The 15,058-nt window shown below is 61.2% G+C and carries 8 protein-coding genes; 7 read left to right on the top strand and 1 reads right to left on the bottom strand.

The features are described 5' to 3' along the window. Window positions 1-22 precede the first annotated feature (22 nt). Window positions 23-2,500 (top strand): ATP-binding protein, encoded by a 2,478-nt coding sequence (locus FYJ44_RS01670; RefSeq protein ID WP_288230542.1) that lies wholly within the window; start codon window positions 23-25, stop codon window positions 2,498-2,500. A 112-nt stretch (window positions 2,501-2,612) separates the two neighbouring features. On the opposite strand, the gene FYJ44_RS01665 is transcribed toward FYJ44_RS01670, so the two are convergent. Beyond that, on the bottom strand, window positions 2,613-2,999 hold the full coding sequence (locus FYJ44_RS01665; protein ID WP_154508527.1) for a helix-turn-helix transcriptional regulator: 387 nt from the start codon (window positions 2,997-2,999) through the stop codon (window positions 2,613-2,615). A gap of 325 nt (window positions 3,000-3,324) precedes the next feature. On the opposite strand from FYJ44_RS01665, the gene FYJ44_RS01660 reads away from it, so the two are divergent. The 6 genes from FYJ44_RS01660 (at window position 3,325) to FYJ44_RS01635 (ending at window position 15,026) form a co-directional block, all read left to right on the top strand. Further along, window positions 3,325-4,119, top strand: a complete 795-nt coding sequence (locus FYJ44_RS01660; protein WP_229772440.1) for an HD-GYP domain-containing protein — start codon at window positions 3,325-3,327, stop codon at window positions 4,117-4,119. A gap of 982 nt (window positions 4,120-5,101) precedes the next feature. After that, window positions 5,102-6,505 carry a TolC family outer membrane protein gene (locus FYJ44_RS01655; RefSeq protein WP_288230539.1) on the top strand — a complete coding sequence of 468 codons (1,404 nt, stop codon included), beginning with the start codon at window positions 5,102-5,104 and terminating at the stop codon, window positions 6,503-6,505. A gap of 309 nt (window positions 6,506-6,814) precedes the next feature. Beyond that, window positions 6,815-9,418 (top strand): type I secretion system permease/ATPase, encoded by a 2,604-nt coding sequence (locus tag FYJ44_RS01650; RefSeq protein WP_154508523.1) that lies wholly within the window; start codon window positions 6,815-6,817, stop codon window positions 9,416-9,418. A gap of 1 nt (window position 9,419) precedes the next feature. Continuing rightward, window positions 9,420-11,513 (top strand): HlyD family type I secretion periplasmic adaptor subunit, encoded by a 2,094-nt coding sequence (locus FYJ44_RS01645; protein ID WP_154508521.1) that lies wholly within the window; start codon window positions 9,420-9,422, stop codon window positions 11,511-11,513. A 22-nt stretch (window positions 11,514-11,535) separates the two neighbouring features. After that, window positions 11,536-13,767, top strand: coding sequence for an HD domain-containing phosphohydrolase (locus tag FYJ44_RS01640; RefSeq protein WP_154508519.1), 2,232 nt, complete (start codon window positions 11,536-11,538; stop codon window positions 13,765-13,767). A gap of 14 nt (window positions 13,768-13,781) precedes the next feature. Next, the gene (locus tag FYJ44_RS01635) at window positions 13,782-15,026 is read left to right on the top strand and encodes a glycosyltransferase (RefSeq protein ID WP_154508517.1); all 1,245 of its coding nucleotides are present in this window, start codon (window positions 13,782-13,784) and stop codon (window positions 15,024-15,026) included. Window positions 15,027-15,058 lie beyond the last annotated feature (32 nt).

Below are 15,058 nucleotides of genomic sequence, written 5' to 3'. Positions count from 1 at the left end.
GCCCCGCCGGTGGAGCAGTCTTGTGGATGAGCGTATTTTTCTGCGCGATGCGTATCCCGGCGCGGAAGGCTTGCTTCGCCTTTCCCCCTGCCCGCTGCTGATTCTGGACATGGAGCAGCGCGTGCTGTTCGCCGGACCGGAACTGCCGCCGCCGTTCAGCGTGGAGCACTTCCCCGTGGGGGGCTTTTTCGGCGCGGGCCTGAACGGACAGCAGCGCAGAAATTTTCAGGCCGCCTGGGAAAAAGCGCTGGCCGGGGACGCGGCTGAAACCTTGCTGTCCACGGGCGGCGGCGCGGAAGAGCGTTTCTTTTTTCTGCGTCTGGTCATGCGTGACATGGCCGGGCAGCCCTGCTGCTGGTTGATGCTGCATGACGTCACCGCCTTCCGCGCGTATGCTTCCGAATCCCTCAGCGAACGCCTCAGGCAATGTCTGGATATGGCCCCCATCATTTACAGCCTGTGGGACGCCCGCATGCAGCTTGTGGACTGCAACGAGGCGGCCTTCCGTCTGTTCGGCCTGCCGGACAAGCAGGCTTTTCTGGAGCGCTTTTTCGAGCTTTCGCCGAAACGGCAACACGACGGGAATCCCTCCAGGCCGACAATCCTCCGGAAGCTGCGCCGGGCTTTTGTGGACGGGCACGTCAAATTCCCCTGGACTCACTGCACCATCACGGGTGAACTCATGCCCGTGGAGGTTTCGCTGGAGCGGCTGGAAATCCGGGGCGAATGCTATGTGGCCAGCTATGTCTATGAATTGCGCGAAATCCGGCGGCTGGAGGAAGCTCTGCGCATGCGCAATGATGAGCTGCGGCACAGCAACAGCCTGTTGCGGGTGGTCAACAAGGCCGCCGAAATGCTGCTGCTGGGCGAGGACAACGGGGACATTGACGGAACGGCCCACAGAATGCTGGCCGCGTTGGGCACGGCGGTCAAGGCGGATCGAACCTATGTCTGGGGCAACCGGCGCGGCGCGGACGGCCGCCTCTACTGCGATCAGCTCTATGAATGGGCCGGTGGCGCGGCGTCCCAGCATCACAGAACACTGGTCAAAAATGTCTCCTATGACGACATCATGCCCACCTGGAAGAGCGCTTTCAGCGAGGGGCGCTCGGTGGTGGGGCTGGTGCGCCGGATGTCCCGGAGCGAACGGGAAATTCTTGGGCCGCAGGGCGTGCTTTCCCTACTGGTGACGCCCATTTTTCTGGATGGCGACGTCTGGGGCTTCATCGGCTTTGACGATTGTCATTGCGAACGGCAATGGAGCGGCGCGGAAGAGGAGGCCCTGCGCGCGGCGGGCATTCTGCTGGGCGCGAGCATCCGCAGACACGAACTGTACCGGGCGTTGCGGCTGGCCAAGGACGAGGCGGAGGCGGCCACCAGGGCCAAAAGCGATTTTCTGGCCCGGATGAGCCATGAAATCCGCACGCCCATGAACGCCATAATGGGCATGTGTCACCTGTTGCTGAACACGGAATTGACGGAGCAGCAGCGTGATTATCTGGGTAAAAGCCGGCAGGCGGCCCGCAATCTGCTGGGCATCATCAACGACATCCTGGATTTTTCCAAAATCGAATCCGGCAAATTCGACATTGAGGCGGTCCCTTTCTCCCTGGTGGACATGCTGGACGACATCAGAAACGTGACCGGCGTGCGCGCCGCCGAAAAGGGCATCGGCCTGTCGGTCACGATGTCGCCGGACATGCCCTGCGATCTGGTGGGCGACGCCTTGCGGGTCAGCCAGGTGCTGCTCAATCTGGTAAGCAATGCCGTGAAGTTCACGGAGCGGGGTATGGTGACGGTGTCCGTGGCTCCGCGCCGCCGCCATAAAGACAGCGTGCTGGCGTTGTTCGAGGTGCGGGATACGGGCATCGGCATGAGCCGTGAGGAAGTGGCGCGTATTTTCAAGCCGTTTGCGCAGTCCGATTCCTCCATCACCCGGCGTTACGGCGGCACGGGCCTGGGCCTGGTGATCTGCAAGGAACTGGTGGAAATGATGGGCGGCGACATCAGCGTGGCCAGCGAGCCGGGCCGCGGCAGCATCTTCAGCTTCCATCTGCCGTTCCGCCTGCCGGACGCCGCCGTTCCTGCGGTCTGGCCGGAAGCGGAGGCCGCCCCCGCCGTTTATCTGCCGGGCAAGCGCGTGCTGCTGGTGGAAGACAATGAAATCAATCAGGAAGTGGCTACGGCCATGCTGGCCGAGACCGGTGTGGAGGTGACCATGGCCGCCAACGGCGAGGAGGCCGTGCAGGCCGTCGCCGCGTCCCGTTATGACCTGATCCTCATGGATGTCCAGATGCCGCTGATGGACGGTCTGGAGGCCACCCGGCGCATCCGCGCCCTGCGGGATGTCCCCGCTGATCTGCCGATCATAGCCATGACGGCCCACGCCATGCGCGGCGACTGGGAAAAAAGTCTGGCCGCCGGTATGAATGACCATCTGACAAAGCCCATTGATCCCCGCAGGCTGTTCGCGGTGCTGGAGCACTGGCTCGGACGCTGAGGCATCCATCCGGATCGGCCGGTCCTGGAGAACGCGCTGGCAAATTTCCATTGCCCGGTGGATATGGGGCCAGTCGCCAGTGCGCTTCGACGTTCTTTAATGATGAAATGGTCTATTCCGACTTTCTGGACTCCCGCAGCAGGGCGGCTAGATCGCCTGTCATCCGCACCAGATATTCCTTTTCTCTGTCGGTGAGGCCGGTCAGCGAATCCTCCAGCGCGCGCGTCAGGGCGTGATCATCCGTGCCCGACACGCGGAAAAGATCAGCCACGGAGCAACGCAGGGTCGCGGCAACATCCGGTAGACGTTCCAGTTTGGGGGCGATATCGCCGCGCTCCATACGCGAAAGTGATTGCTGGCCCACGCCGATTTTTTCCGCCAGACATTCCTGGGTCAGACCCAATTTTTTGCGCCGTTCCTGGATATTGCTTCCGACCAGCTTTGCTAGTTTTCGAGTCGCCTGGGACACCTGGACCTCCCGCGTATCCTTTTTACGCATACTTGTCAGTTGGAGGCGGTAAAAAAAATGCACTAAAAGACGTATTGACTATATCTAAAAACTGTATTAGGCAAAAAAACAGCACAAAAGGCGTACTGCCGAAATGGCGCTTTCTTGTGAATACCGGCAGCCGACGGCCATCTTGGGATGCCGCCGAAGGTTGCCTGTGCCCGGTTGCGAACCATCAACAAGTGCTGTCATTGTGCCGAGAAAGAGTTTCCCCGCGCAGGATTTCCGTCTGCCTTCCGCACCAGGCTATGACAAAATTCCTCCCCGGCTCCCGCTGGAGAAAACCTATTTTGCGGCCTCACGGATTTTTAGCGCCATGTCTTCCTTTTGCAGCGGCATGCTGCTGGAATTCGACATGGCGCGGCAGCCGCCCCTGGACCGCGCCAGGGCGTTGCTGGACGAGACTGTCGATGTTCTGCGCCGGAACTACAACTCTCTGCTCGGCATTATGATGTGCGATCTTGACGGAGAAGACCGGGCCGCGCATTGCGTGCGTACAGTCATTCTTTCCCTGCTGGTCGGCCTTCAGCTCGGCCTGGCGCCGGAACAGACGCGAAATCTCGGTTTGTCCGCCATGTTCCGCGATGTGGGCATGGCCCTGCTGCCGTATATCGCGGATTGCCCGCAGCCTCTTGCGGAGGATGGCGGGGAAGCATTGCGCCAGCACCCGGTGCTGGCGCTCGGCTATCTGGCGCACGACATTCGCTGCCGCGAAGTGTTGCGGGGCATTGTGGAGCACCATGAGCGGGTCGACGGCAAGGGCTACCCTGCGGGCCTGACTGGTGACCAGATAAGTCTGGCAGGCAAAATTCTTGCTGTGGCGGATAGTTACGACGCCCTGATCTGTGCTCATCCGTACAGCGCGTCTTTGCCGCCGCACCTGGCTCTTGCGCGTTTGCGCGATTTGAGCGGCGTTGCTTTTGACCGGGAGGTGCTGGAACATGTCATCCGTTGCCTGGGCGCGTATCCTGTGGGCAGCGTGGTGGAAACAAACGACGGTCAGCGTGCCGTGGTGGTTGAAAACAGTCCGGATACGCCCCAGCGGCCCATAGTCAGGCCGCTGCCTTCTCTTTCGGCGGATGTCGGAAGGGTGCAGGGATTCAGAGCATGACCTATAAACAGTATTGCCAAAATTTTTTTCTGTCCGGGTAGAGATGTTACATAGTTACCGCGTAGGTATGTTGATGAAATATCGACATCGCAGCGCTTGCCGCTTCAAAAGTTCAGTCAATTTCTGAAGTCAAAGCCTGAAATTTTTTGTTTTGAAGCTAAAGAACCTTTGGAACATTTCATATTCAAAACTTCATCCCGCCGAAAAATACGGTTACAGTTATCGCTGCCGTTAATTTTCGCATAAGTCCTTTGCCGCCGCCGGCATTGGCGGCGACGATACGGCGCATCGCAGACGATATTTGAGATTTTATACTGTAATGTTCCAGATTAAAAGATTTTGAGGATTAATATTTGACAAAATCAGCATACACTAAACTAATATGATGTTATATATATCACATTCTATACAATAAATAAATTACTTTTTTGTTCTTAAAAAGTCAATTTGAAAACATAATTGTAATACTATATAAAATATATAGTTATTTGCGTTAACAGTTCATCATTGCAGTAAATATTTTCTATAAAACTATATTTATAATAAAATAAAGCCTTCCGATATAATGGCACTAATTACTTTTTATATCGTGTATTTTTGATTAAAAGTAATTTTAATTTATTTTTTTAAAAAATTTCTCAGCAAAAAGAGGGTAAAAATTATTTTTGCCAATGGTCGTTTGTAAATTTATAACTATTGGAAAAAAAAGATTTTCTAGATAAATTTTTTTTTGCCCTAACATTTTTCTAGACAAAAAATTTCCGATCATGTGGACTTTCTTAGTTTTTGCATGCTAAAGAAAAATCACTGTGTGCCGTAAAAATAAATAACTGTCCTGAAAGGACGGTGGCATGGCGTGCCGTTGCGGCGCGGGATTGACGGACCCCGCCTGTCCCGGCGGTAATGTGGGCCATGGTGGCCGGCATGCCATCAGCGGGAAAACCTCCGCAACGGGGTGGTTTTCCGATACCTGGAGTGAACCGTGAAACTAGCATCATTCTCCTTCTCTGTCCTGGCGCTGCTGCTTCCCGTGGCAGGCCTAGCGGCTGAAGCCGCTTACCCCCCTCCGCCGCCTTCCGGTCAACCCATTACCGTTGAGGACACGGTATACGGCGTTTTACGCACGCATCGCAGTTTGCGGGGCATGTTGGAAAACCGTCAGGTTCTTGAGCATGAAGTGGACCGGGCCAAAGCCGGTTTCGGCCCTCGCGTGGACGTCACCGGCCGGGCCGGCGGCAGTATTCTGAGCGACTCCACCACCAGAGGCCAGGATCTGGATTCCCAGATGTGGGGCCTGGCCGGGGTCAGCGCCAAGCTGGTTCAGCCCATCTGGGACGGCTTCGCCACCCGTTCGCGTGTGCGCAGCGCGCAGTCCACTCTGGATTCGGTCAAGGACCGGGTCTTCGATACCGCCACGTCGCTTTCCCTGGACGGCATTATCGCTCACATTGACCTTTTGCGTCGCCGTACTATTTATGCCTTGTCCGAGAAAAATGTGGCCCAGCACAAGGCCATTCTGGGGCAGGCCCAGGACCGAGCCAATCTGGGCGCGGATACGGCGGCCGATGTGAGCCAGGCGCAGTCCCGTCTTTCCCGCGCGCTGTCGAGCCTTTCCGAAGCCAAGGCTTCTCTGCTGGTGGCTGAGGAAACCTACGCCCGGCTGACCGGCTTGCCCGCCGTCGGCAAACTCGCGCCGGTAACCATGCCTCCCGAACTCTTCAAGGGGCCGGAGCCGGTTTTTGATCTGGCGCAGAAGCACAATCCCAAGCTGGCCGCCTACATGAAGGATATCCGGGCCACCCGGGCAGAGCGTGAATTGGCGGATTCCGCCTTTTATCCCACGTTCAACCTGGAGGCAGGGCCGGATTACACGGACCGGGGTGGCGCCAGCGACCGCTGGATCTACAGCTTCGACGTGCTGGGCACCGTGCGTTGGAACATTTTCAACAGCGGGGCGGACCTGGCCGAGCGGAAGGCGGCTTCGGCGCGCATCCGCCAGTCGCGGCAGGTAATGTACAACTACATCGACGACCTGAAGCTGGATATTGAAAGCACCTGGACCAATTATCAGGCCGCTCAGGAACAGTATAAACATTATTCTAAGGCCATTGAGTACAACAAGTATACCCGCACTGCCTATCTGGAACAGTTTCAGATAGGCAAGCGCAGCCTGCTGGACGTGCTCGACACGGAAAGCGAGCTGTACAATTCCTCCACGCAGGCGGAAACTGCGCGCGGCAATATTCTGGTGGGCGCATACAGGCTGTGCGCTCTGACCGGCAATTTGCTGCCGCAGATGTCCATCAACACCGGGCCGCTGGGGCAAAACCCTCCAGAAGATCAAGAGGATCCGCGCGAGGTGTTCGCGCCCGGTTGGTTTAAGTAAGAGGGGATTCAGCCCGGCGTGCCAGCGCCGGGCTGAATCCGGTTTCTGCGGCACACGTCCCGGCTTCCGCCGGGCCGTCCCGTTGGCGGCGCGCACGGCGGGAGGCGCTTGTGCCGCCTTCTCCCTTGGGATACTCTCATCTCCCTTGACTTCTCTCCGGCGTTCAGGCCGCCGGGGCGGTTGACGGCATCATCGACGGAATCAGCATTATCCGACGCGGAGGTCTTTGGCTCCGGGACACGGTTAACGGCGGTTTTTTCACCGCCCGCGAAAAACTGTCGGCTTTTGCCACACAGCAACGGAAAAATCATGGATAAGCCCACTACGACACATTCCGGGCAGATGTCTGCCGCCGTTCTCGGCGGTTCTGAAGAACAGGCCAGGCCGGTCGACGCCACCGGCACTGCGCATGAGGACGGGCAAGCCTCCGCGACGCAGGTCGCCACAGTTACGGGCAGCGTGGCCTCCGCCCTGCGGCCGCATGCCGCCGGAACGGGCAAAACCGCTCCTGTGTCCGAAGAAGCGCCCAAAACCTCCCCGGCCGCGTCCCATACCGCCACCCTTTTGACAGATGATGCCGACCCGGCTCCGCAATCCGGCCGGACCGCATCCTCCGGCCAGGACCCGCGGCACGCGTCGGCGGAGGATGCCGCCCCGCCGCCTTCTCAAACTTCCGGCGGCGATCCGGACGCTCAAAACGGCGCGCCTGCTCCGGCCCGGGGTAAAGCCATGGGGCCGTTGCGGCCTTCGGACGTGGATTTCATGCCCGGTCTGCTGCGCAGTCTGTCCGTACTGCTGCGTCTGCGGGGCAAGGCGGTGTCGCCGCAATTTCTGATGTCCGGGCTCACCGGCAGCAGGGTGACGCCCCAGGCCTGTCTGCGTGCGGCGCGCAAGGCCGGACTTTCGGGCCGCATCGCCTTCCGTCCCGTACTGGAGGACATTCCGGCTCTGGTGCTGCCCTGCATTCTTCTGCTCACCAAGGACCGTTCCTGCGTGCTCACGGCCTTGCGCGGCGACACGGCGGAAGTGATCTTTCCCGAAATCAGCGACAGCGCGCAAAGCGTGCCCCTGGCCGTGCTCAAAGAGGATTACTCCGGCTATGCCCTGTTCGCGGCCGTACAAGCCGCTCCCGACGAGCGCGCGGAAAAGCTGACCCTGTCCAAGGGCAAACGCTGGTTCTGGGACGTGCTGCGCTACTATGCGCCCATTTACCGCCACGTGGCCCTGGCCAGCGTAGTCATCAACCTCATCGCCGTGGCCAGTCCCCTGTTCGTGATGAACGTCTACGACCGCGTGGTGCCCAACAACGCCACGGAGACGCTCTGGGTGCTGGCCGTGGGCATTATGATCATCTATCTGTTCAACTTCCTGCTTTCATCCCTGCGCACCCATTTTGTGGACGTGGCCGGACGCAACGCGGATATCGTGCTCTCCAGCAGCTTGGTGGACAAGGTGCTTTCCATGCGTCTGGACGCCAAACCGGAATCCACCGGGGCCATGGTCAACAATCTGCGGGAATTCGAGCAATTGCGTGAATTCTTCAGCTCGTCCAGCCTGCTGGCCTGTATCGACCTGCCGTTTCTGGTGATCTTTCTGCTCCTGATCGGCTTTATCGGCGGCCCGCTGGTCTTTCTGCCCATCGGGGCCATTCCCCTGCTGCTGGGCGTGGGCCTGCTGCTGCAGCACCGTTCCCGCCAGTGCGCGGAGGCCAGCTACAAGCAGAACATGCAGAAAAACGCGCTGCTGGTGGAAATCGTGGGGGGTCTGGAGACCCTCAAGTCCTGCATGGCGGAAAGCCGCATGCAGCGGCTCTGGGAGTCGGTGGTGGGCCTTTCGGCCAAATCCACCAGCGAGGCCCGCAAGTATAATAACCTGGCCATCACGGCCTCCATGCTCATCACGCAGTTCGTCACCGTGGCCATGATCGTCTGGGGCGTGTACCGGATCACCGACGGCTCCATGACCATGGGCGCGCTCATCGGCTGCAACATCCTGGTGGGCCGGACCATGGCTCCGTTGCTTCAGATGGCCTCGCTGCTCACCCGCATGCAGAATTCGCACGTGACCCTCAAGGCTCTGGACATGCTCATGGAACTGCCCTCGGAAAACCAGTCCGAGCGCACCTGTATGGATTTCGGCATGCTGCGGCCCTCCTTTACCATGGAGAACGTCTCCTTCGCCTATCCCCGCTCTGAGCGCCTTGCGCTGGACCGCGTCTCCCTGCACATCAAGCCCGGCGAGCGGGTGGGAGTCATCGGCCCCATGGGTTCGGGCAAGAGCACGCTGTCCAAACTGCTGATCGGCCTTTATCAGCCCAAGGACGGCGCTGTGAAATTCGGAGATGTGGACATCCGCCAGATTCCCAGCTCGGACCTGCGGGGCAGGGTGGGCGTGCTGCCGCAGGATGTGGTGCTCTTTTACGGCAGCGTACGGGACAATATCGCCCTGGGCGATCCCTCCATCAACGATCACCTGATTCTGCGCGCTGCGGCGCTGGCCGGCGTAACGGACTTTTTGCGCAACAATCCGGCGGGCTTCGCGGCCCAGGTGGGCGAACAGGGCAAGGCCCTGTCCGGCGGGCAGCGTCAGTCCGTGGCTCTGGCCCGCGCCCTGGTGCGCGACCCGGAAGTGCTGATTCTGGACGAACCCACCAGCAATATGGACACGGATTCCGAACTGATGCTGCAAAAGCGCCTGCAAACCGTTATGGACGGACGCACCGTGGTGCTGGTCACCCACCGCTTGTCCATGCTGCGCATTGTGGAGCGGCTGATTGTCATGGAAAACGGCCAGATCAAGCTGGACGGCCCGCGCGACATGGTGCTCCAGCGTCTGCGCGAGCGCTCCAGACAAAGTATGAACGTCGCCGGCGGTGAGCAACGGCCGGAGCGTCCGCAGCCGGTGGAGAACTGAAATGCCGCTGAGTTTCGATAAAAACAACGCTCCGGCGTCCACGGTGAACGAAGACCGGTCCCGGCAAACGGAAGCGCGTCCCGGCGGGGACATGCCCGCCATGCCCGGAGCGGCCCACGCCCCGGACGTTGCGACGCCTTTTGCCGCCATGCTGGACGAGCGCGCCGCGCGCGCCACGGATCTTGCCGCCTGGAAAGGGGAAAAATCCCCGGCCGCGGAACCCGGCCCTCAGGCCTGGGTTCCGCGGCCGGGCGCTTCCGTGCCGGAAGCGCCGTTGGATGTGCCTGAAGGCGATATTCCACAAAAACTGACGGATTCCATGCCGTTGATGCCCGGCGCGCCGCGCGGCGCTTCCCCGGATTCCGGCATGTCTTCGAAAGCGGCCGCTGAAAACGGCTTCCCCTTGGGTGTGCCGCCCATGCCGGAGGCCATGCTGCCGCCGATGGACGAGCTTGCGGCCATGCCTCTGGGCGGCGACGGCAAGGATTCGCCGGAAGGAACGGTAAAGAGTGGGGCGCTGGCCTTTTTGCGGGCACTGTTTGTGGGGGACGAGTCCGAGCAGAAGCCGGACCGCGGCCTGATCCAGTCCATCCGCGACCTTGTGCGCAACAGAGGCAAGGACGGTGAAGGCAACGGACCCATGGGAGACAGCGGGCCCGGCGGACCTGCCTCTGGTCCGGCTCCCGGCGCCAATCCGGGTTTGTTCGCGGCTATGGACGCGCCCTTGCACGGCCTCACCCCGGACGATATCCAGTTCGCCAGCGAAGTGGATGCCGCTCTGGCCCGGCGGCCCCGTTTCGGGGTACGCGCCCTGTCGGTCACCGTGGCCGTGATGTTTGTCTGCCTGCTGATCTGGGCGGCCTTTGCCAAGATTGACGAGGTAACCCACGCCGAAGGCCAAGTGGTGGGTTCGCAGCGCACCCAGACCATTCAGAACTTGGAGGGCGGCATCCTGCGCTCCGTGCAGGTGCACGAAGGCCAGATTGTGGAGAAGGGCGACGTGCTGGCCCAACTGGATAACGAACTGGCCGAATCCTCCTACCGAGACGCCGTGAACAAGGCCATGGAAAACAGCCTGGCCATCATCCGTCTGGAAGCGGAACTCAAGGACCAGCGTCCTGTTTTTCCCGAGGATCTTCGGGGCTGGGCCGCCAAACTCATCGGCCATGCGGTGGATGACAGCACCCTGGCCCGCGCCCGGCAGATCATCCGCGACCAGGAAAACGCCTGGCAGTCTCGTCAGAACCAGCTCAATGCCGAAATCGAGGTGCTCAAGTCCCAGTATGAGCAGCGGCGACGCGACGTGGAAGAGCAGGCCGCGCGCAAGACCCAGCTGGATCGCAGTCTGGCCCTGTCCATTGAGCAGCGCGATACGGCCTATGCCCTGGTGCAGCGCAACAATTTTTCGCGCATGGAATATCTGGGCCTGCAACAGAAAGTGGTGGAGCTTCAGGGGCAGATCGACATGCTGGCCGCCAGCATCCCCAAAGCGCAGGCCGCCGCCGATGAATCGCGGCAACGCATCGCCTCACGCAGGGCGGAGCAGAATGCGGCCATCACCGAGGAAATCAACAAGCGCCGTCTGGAGCTGAACTCCCTGCGCGAAACCCTCTCCGCGGGCAGCGACCGCGTGACGCGCACGGAGCTGCGCACCCCGGTGCGCGGCACGGTGAAGCAGATCTACATCAATACCGTGGGCGGCGTGGTCAAGCCCGGCGAACCCATCATGGATATCGTGCCCCTGGACGACACTCTGCTGGTGGAAGCCAAGGTAAGCCCCAAGGACGTGGCCTTCCTGCGGCCCGGCCAGGATGTGATGGTCAAGGTTTCAGCTTATGATTTTTCCATCTACGGGGGCCTGGAGGGCAAACTGGAGTCCATCAGCGCCGACACCATTGAAGACAAGAAGGGCAACTATCATTATCTGGTCAAGGTGCGCACGCAAAAAACGGCCATCACCTACCACAATGAAGTGCTGCCCATTATTCCCGGCATGATCGTGACCGCGGATATTCTGATCGGCAAGAAAACGGTGCTCGACTATCTGCTCAAGCCCATTCTGAAAGCCAAACAGAACGCCCTGCGGGAGCGTTGAGTCATTACGTAAGGAAATTATCATGGCACAGGATTCCACAGCTCAAAGCTCGCGCCGCAAACGGCGCACGGCGCTGATCATGCTGGCGCTGCTGGCACTGGTGGCGGTGTCCGTGGCCGTGGCGTCGCACTGGGTTCTGCAGAGTTCCCGGGCGCGGCTGTTGCGGGAGATGGAACAAAACATGAGTACCCAGGCGGGCAACAAGGTGGCCCTGCTGACGGTCTGGTCCGGCACGCTCAAGGGCCAGGTGGAAGCCTTTGTGGGCCTGGATCTGCTGCGCCTGTTCGCCGCGGAGGCGGACGCCTCCGGAATTCCGGCGGAAAAGCTGCGGGAGTTGGCCCTCCAGACGGAAGAGGACGTTCCTCCGCCGCCGGAAGCGCTGCCGGGCTTTGCGCCGGGAATGCCGGGAGATCCGGCGGAAGCCGACACGATTGACCCTCTGGATAATCTGGCTCCCCGGCTACCCATGATGCGCAGACAACTGCGCGATTTTGTCGAAAAAAACAGCCTCTGGGGCGCGTATCTGCTGAACACGAGGCTTGAGGTCTATCTGGCCCCGGCCGCCGCGGCGCAGTTCAGCGAAGAGCAGCGGGCCTTTCTGGCCGCCGTGCTGGAGAGCGGGCGGCCCGTCATGCTGCCGGTGCGCCGTCAGGACGGCGAACTGGTCATGGATATGGCCTTTCCGCTGTTCGCGCCTCTCTATGTGGACAGCTCGGGCAAACGGGTGGTTTCCATTCTGGTGGCTACCTACAATGTGCTGCCCGTGGCCAAGGCCATTACCCGCACCGACGCCGGCGGCATGTTCAATTCCGGCATTCTTCAGAGCCGGGGGCAGGACGTGCAGCTCATCAATCCTGCGGCGCGTTCCGGCACGCTTGATCTGCCCGGCTGGCGACTGGACGGCGGCCGCCTGCCGCTGGCCCTGCGCGACGAGCCCGCGACCGGCGGCCGGGAGGTGCGGGCCTATACCCTGGCTCTGCCCGTGCCCGGCATGCCCTGGCTGGTAATGCAGAGCGTGGACGCGGCCCAGGCGGAAGCCCAGTACGCGGGCTTCCGCAAAAACGTGCTTCTGGCCGCCGTACTGGTCACGACCCTGGCCGGCATTGTGCTGGTGGCTCTGTGGTGGTGGCTGGTGGGGCGGCATGAACGCGCCGTGGCCGACCAGATGCGCCGTCTCTACCTGGTGGTTAACCAGCAGAAACAGATCATGGACGGGGTCAACTCCGCCCTGTCGGCGGGCATTGTACTCAATGATCTGAGCGGGGTGATCTACTACGTCAATCAGAGCTACGCCCGGATGGCCGGTCTGAGCGTGGATCAACTGCGCGGTCTGCCGTACATCCAGCTGCCGCCGGATCTGGCCCGCAGTCTGGTGACGCATACCCTGACCGTGCACCAGACCGAGGATATGGCCAGCTTTACCGAGGCCCTGCCCGTGGACGGGCGGACGCGTCATTTTCTCACGGCCTGCTCGCCGTTCCGGGATGACAAGGGCCGTATGTCGGGCGTGGTTTCGGTGTACAGCGACATTACCGAACTGGTGCTGGCCCAGGAGCGAGCCCAGTACATGATCACCCAGACCGTGGCGGCCTTCGTGCGGTCCATTGAAGCCGTGGACCCCTACCTTTGCGGCCAATCCACGTTCACGGCCCAGCTTTCCGTGACGCTGGCCTACTGCCTGGGCCTCAATGACGCCGAAACCCTGGCGACCCTGCGCACGGCGGCCAGTCTGTCGCAGGTCGGCATGATCCAGCTGCCCCGCGAATTGCTGACCAAAACCGGCGCGCTTTCCAGAGAAGAGCGGGCTCTTCTGGAGCGGCATGTGGAGTACGCCCGGCACGCCCTGACCGGTATTGATTTTGGTCTGCCCGTGCTGGAGGCCATCACCCAGATGTTCGAGCGGCTGGACGGCTCGGGCTATCCGGAAGGGCTCAAGGGTGAGCAGATCTGCTTCAACGCCCGTATTCTGGCTGTGGCCAATACGTTCTGCGCCCTGTTGCGCCCGCGTTCCTACCGTATGGCCCACACCGTGGAGCAGGCCATGGCCATTCTTAACGAGACGCCCCGCAAGTACGATCCGCAGGTGGTGCGGGCCTTACAGGGCTTTTTGCAGACCGGGCAGGGCCGGGATTTTCTGCAAAAGCTGCGCGCCGGGGCGGGCGGTGACGACGGTGATAACGGCGGGGAGAGCGAATCTCCGAGCGACAGGAAGCGAAACGGCGCGCAAACTGAAGAGGGCGGCGTCCGGGCATAAACAAAGGCGATTGTATGCGTATTCTTTTCCTGCACGGGTCTTTTCCCGGCCCGTTCCGCCTGTTGGCCCACGCGTTTGGCGCCGAGCCGGAAAACACGGTGCTCTTTCTTTCCGAAACCGGTCAGAAAGGAGGCCTGCCCGGCGTGCGCCGCTTGCGTCTGGCCCCGCCGCTCGGCCATACCAGCGAAGATCCCGCAGAACGGGAGGCGGTGCTCCGCTTCCGGCGCGGAGCCAGGGCCGGCAACGCCATGCTGGGGCTGCGCAAGGACGGCTTCGCGCCCGATCTGGTCTGCGCTTCCTCTTCCGCGGGCGGCAGCTTTTATGTGCGGGACATTTTTCCCCAAGCCTTCTACCTCGCACAGGCGGACTGGTTTTACAACCAGGGGGAGAGTTATTGCTTCTTCAACCGGGGGCGGCCCCGGCCTCCGGCGGACTTCGCCCCGGCCAGGGTGCGCAACCTCTGGGAATACAATGCCTTGGGCGATGCGGATCTGGCGGTGATTTCCTCGGACTGGCAGCGCGATCAGTATCCGGAATTTCTGGCCCAACGTCTTCGTGTGCTGCACAGCGGCGTGGATACGGCTTTTTTTTCGCCCGCGCCGGTGAAAGGCTTTGTCGGCGGCGGTCTTGACCTTGCGGATGTGGACGAGTTGATAAGTTTTTCCGGTCCGCTGCATGATACGGCGCGCGGCTTCGCGCAATTCGCGCGCTGCCTGCCCCGGCTGCTGGAATTGCGGCCTGGTTGTCATGTGCTGGTGGCTTGGCCCGGCGCGACCCGGCCTTCCCGCGCCGGAGAAGAGGCCCGGCGGCGCAACGAGGAAGCCTTGCTCCAGTGCCGTGAAGCGCTGCCGCTTTCGGCCGAAGCGCGCGCCCGCGTGCATCTGCTGGGGCCGTGTTCGTTGAACGAATACCGGCGGATGCTGCGGGCCTCCACGGCGCACGTCTATCTGACGGCCCCGTATGCTTTGTCCACGGGCATTCTGGAGGCCATGGCCTGCGGCGTTCTGGTGGTGGGTTCGGATACCGCGCCCGTACGCGAAGTGCTCCGTCACGGGATCAACGGTTTTCTGTGCGATTTCTGGGATGCGCAGGCCATGGCTGAAACTGTGGCCGGCGTGGCGGCCCGCGCGCCCCGCCTGGCCTTCATCGGGCAGGAAGCGCGCCGCGCCGTGCGGCAGGATTACGACGCCGCCGTGCAGGTGGAACGCCTGAAAAATCTTGTGCTGGAACGCTTGGCCGCGCGCGGCGGAACAGCCTGATCGCCTTTTCCGACCTGAAAGCATCGGGCACT

Source organism: Desulfovibrio porci (assembly GCF_009696265.1).
GTDB classification, from domain to species: domain Bacteria; phylum Desulfobacterota; class Desulfovibrionia; order Desulfovibrionales; family Desulfovibrionaceae; genus Desulfovibrio; species Desulfovibrio porci.
Note: the sequence above shows the minus strand (reverse complement) of the source record. Positions and strands in the feature narration are given on the sequence as shown.

Excerpts from the sequence above, each read along its gene's own strand:
- FYJ44_RS01640 (WP_154508519.1), top strand. The coding sequence starts at position 11,536 with ATGGCACAGGATTCCACAGCTCAAAGCTCGCGCCGCAAACGGCGCACG.
- FYJ44_RS01635 (WP_154508517.1), top strand. The coding sequence starts at position 13,782 with ATGCGTATTCTTTTCCTGCACGGGTCTTTTCCCGGCCCGTTCCGCCTG.
- FYJ44_RS01660 (WP_229772440.1), top strand. The coding sequence starts at position 3,325 with ATGTCTTCCTTTTGCAGCGGCATGCTGCTGGAATTCGACATGGCGCGG.
- FYJ44_RS01650 (WP_154508523.1), top strand. The coding sequence starts at position 6,815 with ATGGATAAGCCCACTACGACACATTCCGGGCAGATGTCTGCCGCCGTT.
- FYJ44_RS01645 (WP_154508521.1), top strand. The coding sequence starts at position 9,420 with ATGCCGCTGAGTTTCGATAAAAACAACGCTCCGGCGTCCACGGTGAAC.
- FYJ44_RS01665 (WP_154508527.1), bottom strand. The coding sequence starts at position 2,999 with ATGCGTAAAAAGGATACGCGGGAGGTCCAGGTGTCCCAGGCGACTCGA.